The organism is Klebsiella sp. HMSC09D12 (assembly GCF_001808475.1).
Classification (GTDB): Bacteria; Pseudomonadota; Gammaproteobacteria; order Enterobacterales; family Enterobacteriaceae; genus Klebsiella; species Klebsiella oxytoca.
In genome coordinates, this window is sequence record NZ_KV793507.1 from 15,771 (window position 1) to 30,212 (window position 14,442).

The 14,442-nt window shown below is 54.9% G+C and carries 13 protein-coding genes; 7 read left to right on the forward strand and 6 right to left on the reverse strand.

The genetic code is table 11. The annotated features are described in order from the left end of the window. Positions 1-20 precede the first annotated feature (20 nt). Entirely contained in the window at positions 21-2,099 is a 2,079-nt protein-coding gene (locus HMPREF3178_RS26015) for a YccS/YhfK family putative transporter (RefSeq protein WP_017145325.1), read from the forward strand. On the opposite strand, the gene argD is transcribed toward HMPREF3178_RS26015, so the two are convergent. The 5 genes from argD to ppiA form a co-directional block, all read right to left on the reverse strand. Continuing rightward, entirely contained in the window at positions 2,089-3,309 is a 1,221-nt protein-coding gene (gene argD / locus HMPREF3178_RS26020; protein WP_004106406.1) for a bifunctional acetylornithine/succinyldiaminopimelate transaminase, read from the reverse strand. The two genes, HMPREF3178_RS26015 and argD, sit on opposite strands and share 11 nt — an antisense overlap. Before the next feature lie 90 nt (positions 3,310-3,399). Continuing rightward, positions 3,400-3,963: an aminodeoxychorismate synthase component 2 gene (pabA, locus tag HMPREF3178_RS26025; RefSeq protein WP_004106408.1), complete on the reverse strand. Its 564-nt coding sequence runs from the start codon at positions 3,961-3,963 to the stop codon at positions 3,400-3,402. Between the two features lie 31 nt (positions 3,964-3,994). Beyond that, positions 3,995-4,597, reverse strand: a complete 603-nt coding sequence (locus tag HMPREF3178_RS26030; protein ID WP_004106410.1) for a putative adenosine monophosphate-protein transferase Fic — start codon at positions 4,595-4,597, stop codon at positions 3,995-3,997. Then, a complete protein-coding gene (locus HMPREF3178_RS26035; RefSeq protein ID WP_004106412.1) occupies positions 4,587-4,754 on the reverse strand; it encodes a YhfG family protein in 168 nt (55 codons plus the stop codon). The genes HMPREF3178_RS26030 and HMPREF3178_RS26035 overlap by 11 nt, the downstream gene beginning before the upstream one ends. Before the next feature lie 107 nt (positions 4,755-4,861). After that, positions 4,862-5,431, reverse strand: coding sequence for a peptidylprolyl isomerase A (gene ppiA / locus HMPREF3178_RS26040; protein WP_004854889.1), 570 nt, complete (start codon positions 5,429-5,431; stop codon positions 4,862-4,864). A 277-nt stretch (positions 5,432-5,708) separates the two neighbouring features. Between ppiA and tsgA the strand changes: the two genes are divergently transcribed. After that, positions 5,709-6,893, forward strand: coding sequence for an MFS transporter TsgA (tsgA, locus tag HMPREF3178_RS26045; protein WP_016810003.1), 1,185 nt, complete (start codon positions 5,709-5,711; stop codon positions 6,891-6,893). On the opposite strand, the gene HMPREF3178_RS26050 is transcribed toward tsgA, so the two are convergent. Then, positions 6,890-8,212: a cytosine deaminase gene (locus tag HMPREF3178_RS26050; protein WP_017145324.1), complete on the reverse strand. Its 1,323-nt coding sequence runs from the start codon at positions 8,210-8,212 to the stop codon at positions 6,890-6,892. The two genes, tsgA and HMPREF3178_RS26050, sit on opposite strands and share 4 nt — an antisense overlap. A 240-nt stretch (positions 8,213-8,452) precedes the next feature. Here HMPREF3178_RS26050 and nirB point away from each other — a divergent pair, with 240 nt between their 5' ends. The 5 genes from nirB to HMPREF3178_RS26075 all read left to right on the forward strand — a co-directional run bounded on the left by nirB (position 8,453) and on the right by HMPREF3178_RS26075 (position 14,263). After that, complete coding sequence (gene nirB, locus HMPREF3178_RS26055; RefSeq protein ID WP_017145323.1) at positions 8,453-10,996, forward strand: NADPH-nitrite reductase large subunit; 2,544 nt, start codon at positions 8,453-8,455, stop codon at positions 10,994-10,996. Continuing rightward, on the forward strand, positions 10,993-11,319 hold the full coding sequence (gene nirD, locus HMPREF3178_RS26060; RefSeq protein ID WP_004106426.1) for a nitrite reductase small subunit NirD: 327 nt from the start codon (positions 10,993-10,995) through the stop codon (positions 11,317-11,319). Before nirB ends, nirD begins: the two co-directional genes overlap by 4 nt. 138 nt (positions 11,320-11,457) lie before the next feature. Continuing rightward, positions 11,458-12,264 carry a nitrite transporter NirC gene (nirC, locus tag HMPREF3178_RS26065; protein ID WP_004106428.1) on the forward strand — a complete coding sequence of 269 codons (807 nt, stop codon included), beginning with the start codon at positions 11,458-11,460 and terminating at the stop codon, positions 12,262-12,264. Between the two features lie 220 nt (positions 12,265-12,484). Continuing rightward, positions 12,485-13,858, forward strand: a complete 1,374-nt coding sequence (gene cysG, locus HMPREF3178_RS26070) for a siroheme synthase CysG (protein ID WP_004106431.1) — start codon at positions 12,485-12,487, stop codon at positions 13,856-13,858. A gap of 231 nt (positions 13,859-14,089) precedes the next feature. Further along, entirely contained in the window at positions 14,090-14,263 is a 174-nt protein-coding gene (locus HMPREF3178_RS26075) for a YhfL family protein (protein ID WP_016810006.1), read from the forward strand. Positions 14,264-14,442: the final 179 nt, after the last annotated feature.

Here is a 14,442-nt window from a genome sequence, read left to right on the forward strand (position 1 = left end):
GCCGTTTTTGTTTTTCCCTCATGTGGCGCAGGCTGATTTACCACCCGGAAGTCAACTATGCACTGCGGCAAACGCTGGTGTTGTGTCTGCCGGTTGCGATAGGGCTTCTGTTCGGTCATCTACAGCAGGGTCTGCTGTTTTCTCTTGTTCCCGCCTGCTGCAACGTTGCCGGGCTGGATACACCGCATAAGCGTTTCTTTAAACGCCTGATTATCGGCGGCTGCCTGTTTGCCGGCAGTAGCCTGATCGTTCAACTCCTTCTGCAGCGAGAAATACCTTTGCCGCTGATCCTCACGGGTCTGGCGCTCATCCTCGGCGTCACGGCCGAAATCAGCTCGCTGCACGCAAGGCTGCTGCCCGCCTCGCTTATCGCGGCTATATTTACGCTCAGTCTCGCGGGCAACATGCCGATTTGGGAGCCGCTGCTAATCTACGCGCTCGGGACGTTATGGTATGGCGTTTTTAACTGGATCTGGTTCTGGCTATGGCGCGAACAGCCGCTGCGCGAATCCTTAAGTCTGCTGTATCGCGAGCTGGCCAATTATTGCGAGGCCAAATACAGTCTGCTTACCCAGCATACGGACCCCTCAACATCGTTGCCGCCGCTGCTTAATCGACAGCAAAAGGTGGTAGATCTGATAACCCAGTGCTATCAGCAGATGCATATGCTGGCAGCCAATCAGCGCAGCGATCATAAACGCCTGCTGCGCGCATTCCAGGTTGGACTGGACCTGCAGGAGCATATTTCCGTCAGCCTTCATCAGCCGGAAGAGGTGCAAAAACTGGTGGAGCGCAGCCATGCGGAAGCGGTGATTCGCTGGAACGCGCAAACCGTTGCCGCCCGCCTGCGGGTGCTGGCGGACGATCTCCTTTACCACCGTTATCCTCAGCGCTTTCAGATGGATAAACAGATCGGTGCGCTGGAAAAAATCGCCTGGCAGCATTCCGATAACCCGGTCGGGCAGTTTTGCGCCTGGCATTTCAGCCGTATTGCCCGGGTTCTGCCCACCCAGCGGCCGCTGTACGCGCGTAACCTGATGGCGGATAAAACCCGTCGCCTGCCGCTGCTGCCTGCCCTGAAAAACTATCTGTCGCTTAAGTCGCCGGCCTTACGAAATGCGGCGCGTATCAGCGTGATGCTGAGCGTCGCCAGCCTGATGGGCAGCGCGCTGAACCTGCCAAAACCCTACTGGATCCTGATGACGGTTCTGTTCGTGACGCAAAACGGCTACGGCGCCACCCGAGTACGCATCGTCCACCGGGCTGCAGGAACCATTGCCGGGCTGGTCATTGCCGGACTGACGCTGCACTTTCACGTCCCTGAAGGCTATACGCTGACCGCGATGCTCTTTATCACGCTGTTAAGCTATCTGATTATCCGCAAGAACTACGGCTGGGCGATGGTCGGATTTACGGTAACGGCAGTGTATACCCTGCAGCTACTCACCCTGAACGGAGAACAGTTTATCGTTGCCAGGCTGATTGATACGCTGATTGGCTGCCTGATCGCCTTCGGGGGTATGGTCTGGCTATGGCCGCAATGGCAAAGCGGCCTGCTGCGCAAAAATGCCCACGATGCGCTGGAAGCCGATCAGGATGCTATCAGGCTGATCCTCAGCGACGACCATCAGGCCCCGGCGCTGGCCTATCAGCGAATGCGCGTCAACCAGGCGCATAACGCGCTGTTTAACTCGCTGAATCAGGCAATGCAGGAACCCGGTTTTAACTCGCACTATCTGGAAGATATGAAGCTGTGGGTTACCCACAGCCAGTTTATTGTCGAGCATATCAACGCCATGACCACCCTGGCGCGCGAGCACAATATGCTCACGCCAGATCTGGCGCAACGTTATCTGGAGTCCTGCGAGATTGCGCTCCAGCGCTGCCAGCAGCGGCTGGATTCCGATGGGCCGGGCAGCGCAGGAGATGTGAATATCATGGAGGCGCAGGATGCTGAGGTTCCTCGCGGCCCGCTCAGTACAATGGAGCAGCATCTGCAGCGCATCCTCGGGCATCTGAACACCATGCACACGATTTCATCGGTGGCATGGCGTCAGCGTCCGCATCATGGCATCTGGCTGCGCGCCACTAAGCGCTGAGCACCCGCTCAACAGCCTGGGCAAAGCGCGTCATGCCTTCAGCAATATCGCTATCATCAATCACCAGCGACGGTACAAAGCGCATCACGTCCGGTCCGGCATTGAGCACCATGACGCCAGCCTCTGCGGCGGCGTATAGGAAATCGCGCGCCTTCCCGTGATACTGCGGCTTAAGCTCGGCGCCGATAAGCAGCCCCATGCCGCGGATATCGCTGAACAGATCGAACCGCGCGTCAATTTGCTGAAGGTGCTCAACAAACAGCTCGCGCTTCGCGGTGACGCCGTCCAGCACTTCCGGTGTGTTAATCAGATCGAACGCCGCTCCGCCCACCGCGCAGGCCAGGGGGTTACCGCCGTAGGTCGAACCATGAGAACCGGCGTGGAACGCGCTGGCGATGTCATGGGTGGTCAGCATCGCGCTGATAGGGAAACCGCCGCCCAGCGCCTTAGCGCTGGTCAGAATATCCGGCGTTACGCCATAGTGCATATAAGCAAACAGCGAGCCCGTGCGCCCCATACCGCACTGAACTTCATCAAAGACCAGCAAAGCCTGATGCTGGTCGCACAGATCGCGCAAGCCTTGCAGAAATTCCGGCGTCGCTGCGGTCACGCCGCCTTCTCCCTGAATCGGCTCGACCACCACCGCGCAGGTATGATCGTCCATCACGGCTTTCACCGCGTGTAAATCGTTAAACGGCACGTGAACGATATCGGCCGGTTTAGGCCCAAAGCCATCGGAATATTTCGGCTGCCCGCCGACGGAGACGGTAAACAGCGATCGACCGTGGAATGCGTTATGGAAGGCGATAATTTTGGTTTTGTACGGACTATGGCGAGTGACGGTATAGTGGCGCGCCAGCTTAAAAGCCGTTTCGTTGGCTTCGGTTCCGGAGTTCATAAACACGACGCGATCGGCGAACGTCGCATCAACCAGCTTACGCCCCAGGCGCAGGGCCGGTTCGTTGGTAAAAACGTTGCTGGTATGCCACAGCTTTTCACCCTGTTCATGGAGTGCCGCCACCAGCGCCGGATGGCAATGTCCGAGCGCAGTCACGGCAATACCCCCGGCGAAATCAACGTACTCTTTCCCCTGCTGATCCCATACCCGGCTTCCTTTGCCCTTCACCGGAATAAACTCCGCCGGTGCATAAATTGGCAAAATAACCTCATCGAATGTCGCGCGGGTGATCGCCGGTTGTTCAGTTGCCATGTCGTGCCCATCCCTCTTCGTTATGCGATAGTGATTATGATAATCTAATCACAAAATATGCATAAAAAATCAACCCATGGCAACTACAAATCACCGATTGAAGAAGTTTGCCAGCAGCTGGTGGCCCTGTTCGCTGAGAATGCTCTCCGGATGAAATTGCACGCCCTCAAGGTCGAATTCGCGGTGGCGAATGCCCATAATCTCCCCCTCCTCGCTGCGGGCGGTCACCTCAAAGCATTCAGGCAGCGTTAGCGGGTCAATCAGCAGGGAGTGGTAGCGGGTCACGGTTAGCGGATTATTGAGGCCACGAAATACCCCCTGGCCACGATGGCTAATGGGGGACGTTTTCCCGTGCATGACTTTGGCCGCCCGCACGATCGCGGCGCCGAAAACCTGGGCTATCGCCTGGTGGCCCAGGCAAACGCCTAAGATTGGCGTCTTGCCGGAGAAGTGGCGAATAACCGCCAGCGAAATCCCGGACTCATTCGGCGTGCAGGGCCCCGGCGAAATAACGATTTTCGCGGGCGCCAGCGCAACAATTTCCGCTAACGTCAGCTCGTCATTACGCCTGACCTGCACTTCTGCCCCAAGTTCGCAGAAATACTGGTACAGATTCCAGGTAAAAGAATCGTAGTTATCGATAAGTAGGATCATAGCGGCTCCGGGAACAAAGAACCGCGCTATTCTACTCAGTTTCCGCAGCTTCGCTTACCACTTTACGAAATATCGTCTGCAGTGGAGAAAGGTCGCCCATTGCGCCACTCTGGTTGGCCTGGTTCCATACATCGACGGCAATATCACGCCAGTCCAGCGTATAGCCAGCATGAATAGCCAGTTGTTCAAAGAAAATGCGTTGCGCCAGGCCGTTGCCGATTCGGAAAGGATGCAGGACGTTAATTTCGCAGTAGTAATGAGCGAGACGTTCAATGAATTTATCCTGAGCAAGCCCCACCAGATAGCCTTCCTCTTCCAGGGCCTGAAAGAGCGTGTTCCCCTCTTTTTCGATATAGGCGAAATGACAGAAACGGGTGTCGCCCTGATAGATATCCACTTCACGCAGTTGTCCCGCCCAGTCGAAAATATCCTGATAGAGCTGGCGATGAATCGCGCAGAGATGAGGCAAGCCGCGCACCAGTGGCCCGAGTTCGATGGTTGCCGCGCGTAGCGCGGTCAGCTCCCACGCCGCCTGCTCAAGGCGCTGTGCCTGGCGGATACCTAAACGGTTACGCATGACCTGCAGACCGGAGTAAAGATAAGGATCCCGGCCCTCACCAAATTTATCGCTCATAGTGGCTCCTTAACGCCGCAATACGCGCCAGGGCTTCTTCGGGAGTAAGGTTGATTAGCGGAATATCGACGCCCTCCAGCCGCCGGCTGGCCTGAAAATTCACGTTGCGTCGATCCTCCCAGAGTCGGGATTTCTGTTTTTCGGTGAGCTTTTTCATTTAACACCTCCCTGACATGTCCGCAGTAGCCACAAGTATAAGCGGCAAAAAGCGATTTCGCAGGGAAGCGGGGAATGCGCGGGTGAGCGTTACCCACGCAATTAAGATTACGGCAGTACTTTTGCGGAAAGAATAACGATAGGTTTGGACGGAACATTTTGATACGGCCCAACGTTGTGAGTCGGCACCTGAGAAATTTTATCCGCGACGTCCATGCCTTTGACTACTTTACCAAACACCGCATAGCCGAAATCACGCTGGCCATGATCGAGGAAGGCGTTATCCGCAATATTGATAAAGAACTGGCTGGTTGCGCTGTCCTGATCGGCAGTACGCGCCATGGCGATGGTGCCGCGCGTATTGCGCAGACCGTTGTCGGCTTCATTTTTAATCGGCGGATTAGGCTGTTTCTGCTGCATCTGTTCGTTAAAGCCGCCGCCCTGCACCATAAAGCCCGGGATCACACGGTGAAAAGTGGTGTTGTTATAAAAACCGCTGTTCACGTACTTGAGGAAGTTATCAACCGAGATGGGCGCTTTCTGGCTATTCAGCTCAAGCTCAATATTGCCCGCAGACGTGGTCAGCAACACATGAGGATCCCCCTTTGCCGCCATGGCCGGGGAAAATGCTGAAATGGCGAAAACGGCAGCCACCGCCGCGAGAGTTGATTTGAGCATGGAAATTCCTTAACGGAGCAGAATAAAAACCGAGTGCTTTGATTCTAAAGAGCCTTTGCATCCTGGGCTAGCCTTTTACCTAATTTTACTTAGCTGAAACACTTGTAACGATGGGTCAGGCGCTCCGCCAAATAATCAAATGTGATACAAGTCACACTAACAATTGCAAAAAACTATAAATTTCAGAATAAACGTTTGCTTGAATCACGCTAACGCATAAAATCTGTCCGCCCGGCGCAGAGTCAACGCGCTTTACATTTCTATTCACAGGCCTGTCATGACTAACAGCAATCGTATCAAGCTCACATGGATCAGCTTCTTCTCCTACGCCCTGACCGGCGCGTTGGTGATTGTCACCGGGATGGTGATGGGAAACATCGCAGATTATTTTCATCTGCCCGTCTCCAGCATGAGCAACACCTTTACCTTTCTTAATGCCGGTATCCTGATCTCTATCTTCCTGAACGCCTGGCTGATGGAAATTGTTCCGCTGAAAACGCAACTGCGCTTTGGCTTTATCCTGATGGTTCTGGCCGTCGCCGGTTTGATGTTCAGCCATAGCCTGGCGCTGTTTTCCGCCTCGATGTTCGTGCTTGGGCTGGTCAGCGGGATCACCATGTCGATTGGTACCTTCTTGATTACCCATATGTACGAAGGTCGTCAGCGCGGCGCGCGGCTGCTGTTCACCGACTCCTTCTTCAGCATGGCGGGGATGATCTTCCCGATGCTGGCCGCCTATCTGCTGGCGCGCAGCATCGAATGGTACTGGGTTTATGCCTGCATCGGCCTGGTCTACGTCGCTATTTTCATTCTGACCTTCGGCTGTGAATTCCCGGTCCTGGGCAAAAAAGCCCTGCAGGATAGCCAGCTGGTCGTGAAAGAAAAATGGGGTATCGGCGTGCTGTTTCTTTCCATCGCCGCCCTGTGCTACATCCTCGGCCAGTTGGGGTTCATCTCCTGGGTACCGGAATACGCCAAAGGCCTGGGCATGAGCCTTGGCGATGCGGGTAAGCTGGTAAGCGATTTCTGGATGTCGTACATGATCGGCATGTGGTCATTCAGCTTCATCCTGCGCTTCTTTGACCTGCAGCGTATCCTGACCGTGCTGGCGGGCGTGGCGACGGTGCTGATGTATCTGTTTATTAACGGTTCGCCGGAGCATATGCCGTGGTTTATTCTCACCCTCGGCTTCTTCTCCAGCGCCATCTATACGTCGATCATCACCCTGGGGTCACTGCAAACTAAAGTGTCTTCGCCTAAGCTGGTGAACTTCATCCTGACCTGCGGCACCGTGGGTACCATGCTGACTTTCGTCGTTACCGGCCCTATCGTTGCCGCCAGCGGACCGTTGGCAGCGCTGCATACCGCTAACGGCCTCTATGCCGTGGTCTTTGTGATGTGTCTGATCCTCGGCTTCGTCTCCCGCCACCGCCAGAACAACGCGGCAGCGGAATCGCACTAAGCCTCAGGCCCCTTTGTTCCGGCAAAGGGGCTATTTCGGGTAAAGAACAGCTCCTCCCCGCCCCGATCCATCTGGACCCAGGTTTGCGCCAGCTGCGTGGTAGCGATAACTCTCCCCTGGCGAATTGACCAACGAACCGGAACCTGACAACGCACAGCCTCAAACCCGTTTTCCGCAGGGAGAATCACCAGATTCGCCGTGTTCCCCGTCGCAATACCGTAATCGCTCAGGCCAAACGTTCGCGCGCTATTTTCCGTCACCAGCTTGAGTCCATCGTTAATCTGCTGATAGCCCATCATCTGACAAACGTGCAGCCCCATGTGCAGCACCTGCAGCATGTTGCCGGTTCCCAGCGGATACCAGGGATCAAAGACATCGTCATGGCCAAAGCAGACGTTAATGCCCGCCGCCATCAGCTCCTTCACGCGCGTGATGCCGCGGCGTTTCGGATAGTCGTCAAACCGTCCCTGAAGGTGAATATTGACCAGCGGGTTAGCCACGAAGTTAATGCCGGACAGTTTCAGCAAACGAAAAAGACGTGATGTATAAGCGCCATTGTAGGAGTGCATCGCGGTGGTATGGCTGGCGGTCACTCTCGGCCCAATCCCCTCTTTTAACGCCAGGGCCGCCACGGTCTCAAGGAATCGCGACTGTTCATCATCGATTTCATCACAGTGGATATCTAAAGGCCGCTGATACTTTTTCGCCAGACGAAAAGCGGTGTGCAGGGACTCCACGCCATATTCGCGAGTGAATTCAAAATGCGGGATGGCGCCCACCACATCGGCGCCCAGCCGCAGGGCTTCTTCCAGCAGAGCCTCACCATTGGGATAGGATAAAATCCCCTCTTGTGGGAAGGCGACAATCTGCAAATCTACCCACGGCGCGACTTCCTGCTTCACCTCCAGCATGGCTTTGAGCGCGGTCAGCGTCGGATCGGAAACGTCGACGTGGGTGCGCACAAACTGAATACCGTTGGCAATTTGCCATTTCAACGTCTTCCAGGCGCGGGCTTTCACGTCTTCATGGCTCAACAGCGCCTTACGCTCCGCCCATCGCTCAATCCCTTCAAACAGGGTACCGGACTGATTCCAGTTCGGCTCGCCGGCGGTCTGGGTCGTATCGAGGTGAATATGCGGTTCAATAAAAGGGGGGATGGCCAGCCCGCCGCGCGCATTCAGCACTTCAAAATTCTCTTTGCGCGCCTCCCCCATAGGGGTGATATCCCCGAAGCGCCCCTTGTCTATCGCTATCTGCCATAACCCTTCGCGATCGGGCAGACGAACGTTCTCAATTAACCAAAGCGGCGCTGCTGTCATATCGATGACTCCCGTAATTGTTGCTGAAATTTTACTCAACCCGCCGTGGGTATCCGTTGCTAATTTTGTACATAAAAAAAGCAATAAGGAAAAGCCAGCGTTTTCCGTCACTTATAAAAATACTGACAAATCATAAACATACCACTTAAGTAGTAGGTAAAGGTGTAATTGATTTGCATCAATAAGTGTCGCGGCTGAATCGTTAAGGTAGGCGGTAATATAAAAGAAATCGAGGCAAAAATGAGCAAAGTCAGACTCGCTATCATTGGTAATGGTATGGTCGGCCACCGCTTTATTGAGGACCTTCTTGATAAATCCGACGCCAGCCTGTTCGATATTACCGTCTTCTGTGAAGAACCCCGTATCGCCTACGACCGCGTACACCTCTCCTCCTACTTCTCTCACCATACCGCCGAAGAGCTCTCTTTGGTACGGGAAGGTTTCTACGAGAAGCACGGCGTTAAGGTACTGGTCGGTGAACGCGCCATTACCATCAACCGCCAGGAGAAGGTCATCCACTCCAGCGCAGGCCGTACCGTTTTCTATGACAAGCTGATTATGGCAACCGGCTCCTATCCGTGGATCCCGCCGATAAAAGGTTCTGAAACTCAGGACTGCTTTGTTTATCGCACTATTGAAGACCTGAACGCTATTGAAGCCTGCGCCCGTCGCAGCAAGCGCGGCGCCGTCGTCGGCGGCGGTCTGTTAGGCCTGGAAGCCGCTGGGGCGCTAAAAAACCTCGGCGTTGAAACCCACGTCATTGAATTCGCCCCCATGCTGATGGCGGAACAGCTGGATCAGATGGGCGGCGAACAGCTGCGCCGTAAGATTGAAAGCATGGGCGTGCGGGTGCACACCAGCAAAAATACCAAAGAGATTGTCCAGGAAGGACGCGAAGCGCGTAAAACCATGCGTTTTGCCGACGGCAGCGAGCTGGAAGTTGACTTCATCGTTTTCTCTACCGGTATCCGCCCGCGCGATAAGCTGGCCACCCAGTGCGGTCTGGAAGTCGCTCCACGCGGCGGCATTGTGATCAATGACGCCTGTCAGACTTCTGACCCGGATATCTACGCCATCGGGGAATGTGCCAGCTGGAATAACCGCGTTTATGGCCTGGTCGCCCCGGGCTATAAAATGGCCCAGGTTACCGTTGACCATATCCTGAAAACAGAAAACGCCTTTGAAGGCGCGGATCTGAGCGCCAAGCTAAAGCTGCTGGGCGTTGACGTCGGCGGGATTGGCGACGCTCACGGACGCACGCCAGGCGCGCGCAGCTACGTTTACCTCGACGAAAGCAAAGAGGTCTACAAACGCCTCATCGTGAGTGAAGATAATAAAACTCTGCTCGGTGCGGTGCTGGTGGGCGACACCAGCGATTACGGCAATCTGCTGCAGCTGGTGCTCAATGCGATCGAACTGCCGGAAAACCCGGACTCGCTGATCCTCCCGGCGCATGCGGGCAGCGGTAAGCCGTCAATTGGCGTGGATAAACTGCCGGACAGCGCACAAATTTGCTCCTGCTTTGACGTCACCAAAGGCGCATTGATTGCCGCTATTAATAAAGGCTGCCACACCGTGGCGGCGCTGAAAGCAGAAACCAAAGCCGGCACCGGCTGCGGCGGCTGTATCCCGCTGGTGACTCAGGTTCTCAACGCCGAACTGGCGAAACAGGGCATCGAAGTCAACAATAACCTGTGCGAGCACTTTGCGTACTCCCGTCAGGAACTGTTCCACCTCATCCGCGTGGAAGGCATCAAAACCTTTGAAGAGCTGCTGGCAAAACACGGTAAAGGCTACGGCTGTGAGGTTTGTAAACCGACCGTTGGCTCGCTGCTGGCCTCCTGCTGGAACGAATATATTCTGAAACCGCAGCACACCCCGCTGCAGGATACCAACGACAACTTCCTGGCCAATATCCAGAAAGACGGCACCTACTCCGTTGTTCCCCGCTCTGCCGGCGGTGAAATCACCCCGGAAGGGCTGGTGGCGGTGGGCCGCATCGCTCGTGAATTTAACCTGTATACCAAGATCACCGGCTCCCAACGTATCGGCCTGTTTGGCGCACAAAAAGACGATCTGCCAGAAATCTGGCGTCAGCTGATCGACGCGGGCTTCGAAACCGGTCACGCATACGCTAAGGCGCTGCGAATGGCGAAAACCTGCGTAGGCAGCACCTGGTGCCGCTACGGCGTGGGCGATAGCGTCGGCTTCGGCGTAGAGCTGGAAAACCGCTACAAAGGCATCCGTACGCCGCACAAAATGAAGTTTGGCGTCTCGGGCTGTACCCGCGAATGCGCGGAAGCTCAGGGTAAAGACGTCGGCATCATCGCCACGGAGAAAGGCTGGAACCTTTACGTCTGCGGTAACGGCGGTATGAAACCCCGCCACGCGGATCTGCTCGCAGCGGATCTGGATCGCGAAACATTAATGAAATATCTCGACCGCTTCATGATGTTCTATATCCGTACCGCCGACAAACTGACCCGTACCGCACCGTGGTTAGATAACCTGGAAGGCGGCATCGATTATCTGAAGTCGGTCATCATCGACGACAAGCTGGGACTGAACGAGCATCTGGAAGAAGAGATGGCTCGCCTGCGTGCAGCGGTAGTCTGCGAGTGGACAGAAACCGTTAACTCGCCAGCGGCCCAGGTACGCTTCAAACACTTTATCAACAGCGACAAGCGCGACCCTAACGTCCAGGTCGTGCCTGAGCGTGAGCAACATCGCCCGGCCACGCCGTACGAACGTATCCCGGTAACTCTGGTGGAGGAAAACGCATGAGCCAGTGGAAAAATATCTGCAAACTCGATGACATCCTGCCGGAAACCGGCGTCTGCGCGCTGTTAGGCGATAAACAAGTGGCGATTTTCCGCCCGTATCACGGTGACCAGGTGTTTGCGATTAGCAATATCGACCCGTTCTTCGAGTCCAGCGTCCTCTCTCGCGGCCTGATCGCCGAGCATCAGGGCGAGCTGTGGGTGGCCAGCCCGCTGAAAAAGCAGCGCTTCCGCCTGCGTGACGGCCTGTGTATGGAAGATGAAAGCCATTCGGTGGCGCACTATGAAGCCCGAGTGAAAGACGGCATCGTGCAATTACGCGGTTAAGCAATTTAAGGGAGGCACAACGCCTCCCTTTTTTTTAAATTTTTTACCTTCAATTGATGACACAACATCATCTGTGCTGCGTCGCGAAGGCTGCCAACCAGGAAGCAGCGCAAAGGATGAGGTGTTAAAGGAAATCCTATGTTTACGGACACAATAAACAAGTGCGCGGCCAACGCCGCCCGCATTGCGCGCCTTTCGGCCAATAATCCAATCAGCTTCTGGGTCAGCTCAATGATGGCGGGAGCCTATGTCGGCCTCGGCATCATTCTTATTTTTACCCTCGGCAACCTGCTCGATCCTGCGGTCCGCCCGCTGGTGATGGGCGCCACCTTTGGCATTGCGTTAACGCTGGTGATTATCGCCGGCTCTGAATTGTTCACCGGCCACACCATGTTCCTTACGCTGGGCGTGAAAGCGGGCACCATCAGCCGGAGTCAGATGTGGGCGATTCTGCCCCAGACCTGGATGGGTAATCTGCTGGGTTCGGTTTTCGTGGCGCTGCTGTATTGCTGGGGTAGCGGCAGCCTGCTGCCGGTCGATAGCAGCCTCGTGCATACCGTCGCGCTGGCAAAAACCAGCCAATCCGCGATGGCGCTCTTTTTCAAAGGCGCGCTGTGTAACTGGCTGGTGTGTCTGGCGATCTGGATGGCGATTCGTACCGAGGGCGCGGCCAAATTTATCGCCATCTGGTGGTGTCTACTGGCGTTTATCGCGTCCGGCTATGAGCACTCCGTCGCCAACATGACGCTTTTTGCCCTCTCCTGGTTTGGCCATCACAGCGATGCGTATACCCTTGCGGGAATAGGTCACAATTTGTTATGGGTAACACTCGGCAATACTTTGTCCGGTGTCGTATTTATGGGATTGGGTTATTGGTATGCTACGCCGAAATCGGAGCGCCCCGCCCCGGAAAAAACTAACGAGACTGAGAGTCTGGCTCAGTAGGCGTAATCGGTGAAGGCAGGTTGAACGCGGACAGCGCGAAACAACCGGAACGTACACGTAGTACGTGAGGATGATTCGCTACGCTCACCCTTCGGGCCGCCCTAAAGGGCGTTCAAAACTCGATGAATTTTGTGTGAGCACTGCCCAGGTTCAACCTGACAAATAAAATAGCCTGATAGCCAGATTCTAAGGCTGCTGCCAATAATTAAGAGGGAATGTCGTGGACCATTTGCCTATATTTTGCCAATTACGCGATCGTGACTGTTTGTTAGTCGGCGGCGGCGATGTGGCTGAACGTAAAGCTCGCCTGTTACTGGACGCTGGCGCCAGATTGACGGTTAATGCCCTGGATTTTGTGCCGCAATTCCAGGTATGGGCCGATGCAAACATGCTAACCCTGGTCCAGGGCGAGTTTAATCCTGCGCTGCTGGATAACTGCTGGCTGGCCATCGCTGCTACCGATAACGAAGCGGTTAATCAACAGGTCAGCGAATCAGCGGAAGAAAGGCGAATATTTTGCAACGTGGTCGATGCGCCTCAGCAAGCCAGCTTTATTATGCCGTCGATTATCGACCGTTCACCGCTGATGGTTGCCGTCTCTTCCGGCGGCACCTCGCCGGTGCTGGCGCGCCTGCTGCGCGAAAAGCTCGAGTCGGTTCTGCCATTACATTTAGGCCAGCTGGCCCACTATGCAGGTCAGCTGCGTTCAAGGGTGAAGAAGCAGTTTGCCACCGTCGGCGAGCGCCGACGCTTCTGGGAGAAGCTGTTTGTTAACGACAGGCTGGCGCAGTCGCTGGCCAACGAGGACCGCCAGGCCGTCGCGGACGCTACGGAGCAGCTGCTGACCGAGCCGCTGGATCATCGCGGCGAAGTAGTGCTGGTAGGCGCAGGTCCTGGCGACGCCGGACTGCTGACCCTCAAAGGCCTTCAGCAAATACAGCAGGCCGATGTAGTGGTTTATGACCGCCTGGTCTCCGACGACATCATGAATCTGGTGCGCCGCGATGCCGATCGGGTCTTCGTGGGAAAACGCTCGGGCTACCACTGCGTACCGCAGGAAGAGATTAACCAGATTCTGCTGCGCGAAGCCCAGGGTGGAAAACGCGTTGTTCGCCTGAAAGGTGGCGATCCGTTTATCTTTGGTCGCGGCGGCGAAGAGCTGGAAACTTTGTGTCATGCGGGTATTCCTTTCTCGGTAGTACCGGGAATTACCGCGGCCTCTGGCTGTTCCGCCTACTCCGGCATCCCCCTGACTCACCGGGATTTTGCCCAGGGCGTGCGCCTGGTCACCGGCCACCTTAAGACCGGCGGCGAACTGGACTGGGAAAACCTGGCGGTAGAGAAACAGACCCTGGTGTTCTACATGGGCCTGAACCAGGCTCCGGCGATCCGGGAAAAACTGATTGCCCACGGCATGGCGGCGGATATGCCCGCTGCCATCGTTGAGAACGGCACGGCGATAACCCAGAAGGTGGTCACCGGTACGTTAGAACAGCTGGATATTCTGGCGAAGCAAATGGCCAGCCCCGCGCTGATTATTGTCGGTCGCGTTGTCGGCCTGCGCGACAAGCTGAACTGGTTCTCAAATCACTAATCTTCCTGGCCCACTATTACCATTAATATTGGGCCATATTTTCTTTCAACATAATCTTGCCGCAAATATATTCCATAATATTTAAAAAGCAATTAAGTTAATTTAATCCTTGGAAATTTGACACCCAAAATAAAATCCTATTAAATCAAAAATAAGAAATGACTCAAAAGCCGTTTCTTATTAGCAATGGAAAGTCAAATATATTATATATCATACAACAGGGATTATCTTATGAAAAACATGCTCAGGTTCGCTGCATTAGCGGCAGTTCTCACGTCGCTCACTGCCTGCACCGGCCACATTGAAAACAAAAATAAAACATGCAGTTATGACTATCTCCTTCATCCTGCAATTTCTATTTCCAAGATGATAGGCGGCTGTGGACCCGCAGCAGATCAGAAATAAAATATCAGGTCGGATTATTCCGGCCTTTTTATATGCGGCCTAAAAACCAGTACAATTAAGAAAGTCATGATTGTGTATGAGCGATACGAATAATGACATTTCGGGCTCGCTGCTTTCCGGCCAATCAACGAGTGCTCCTCGCTAATAAATGCAGAGCGTTTACAGAACCACTGCATCAT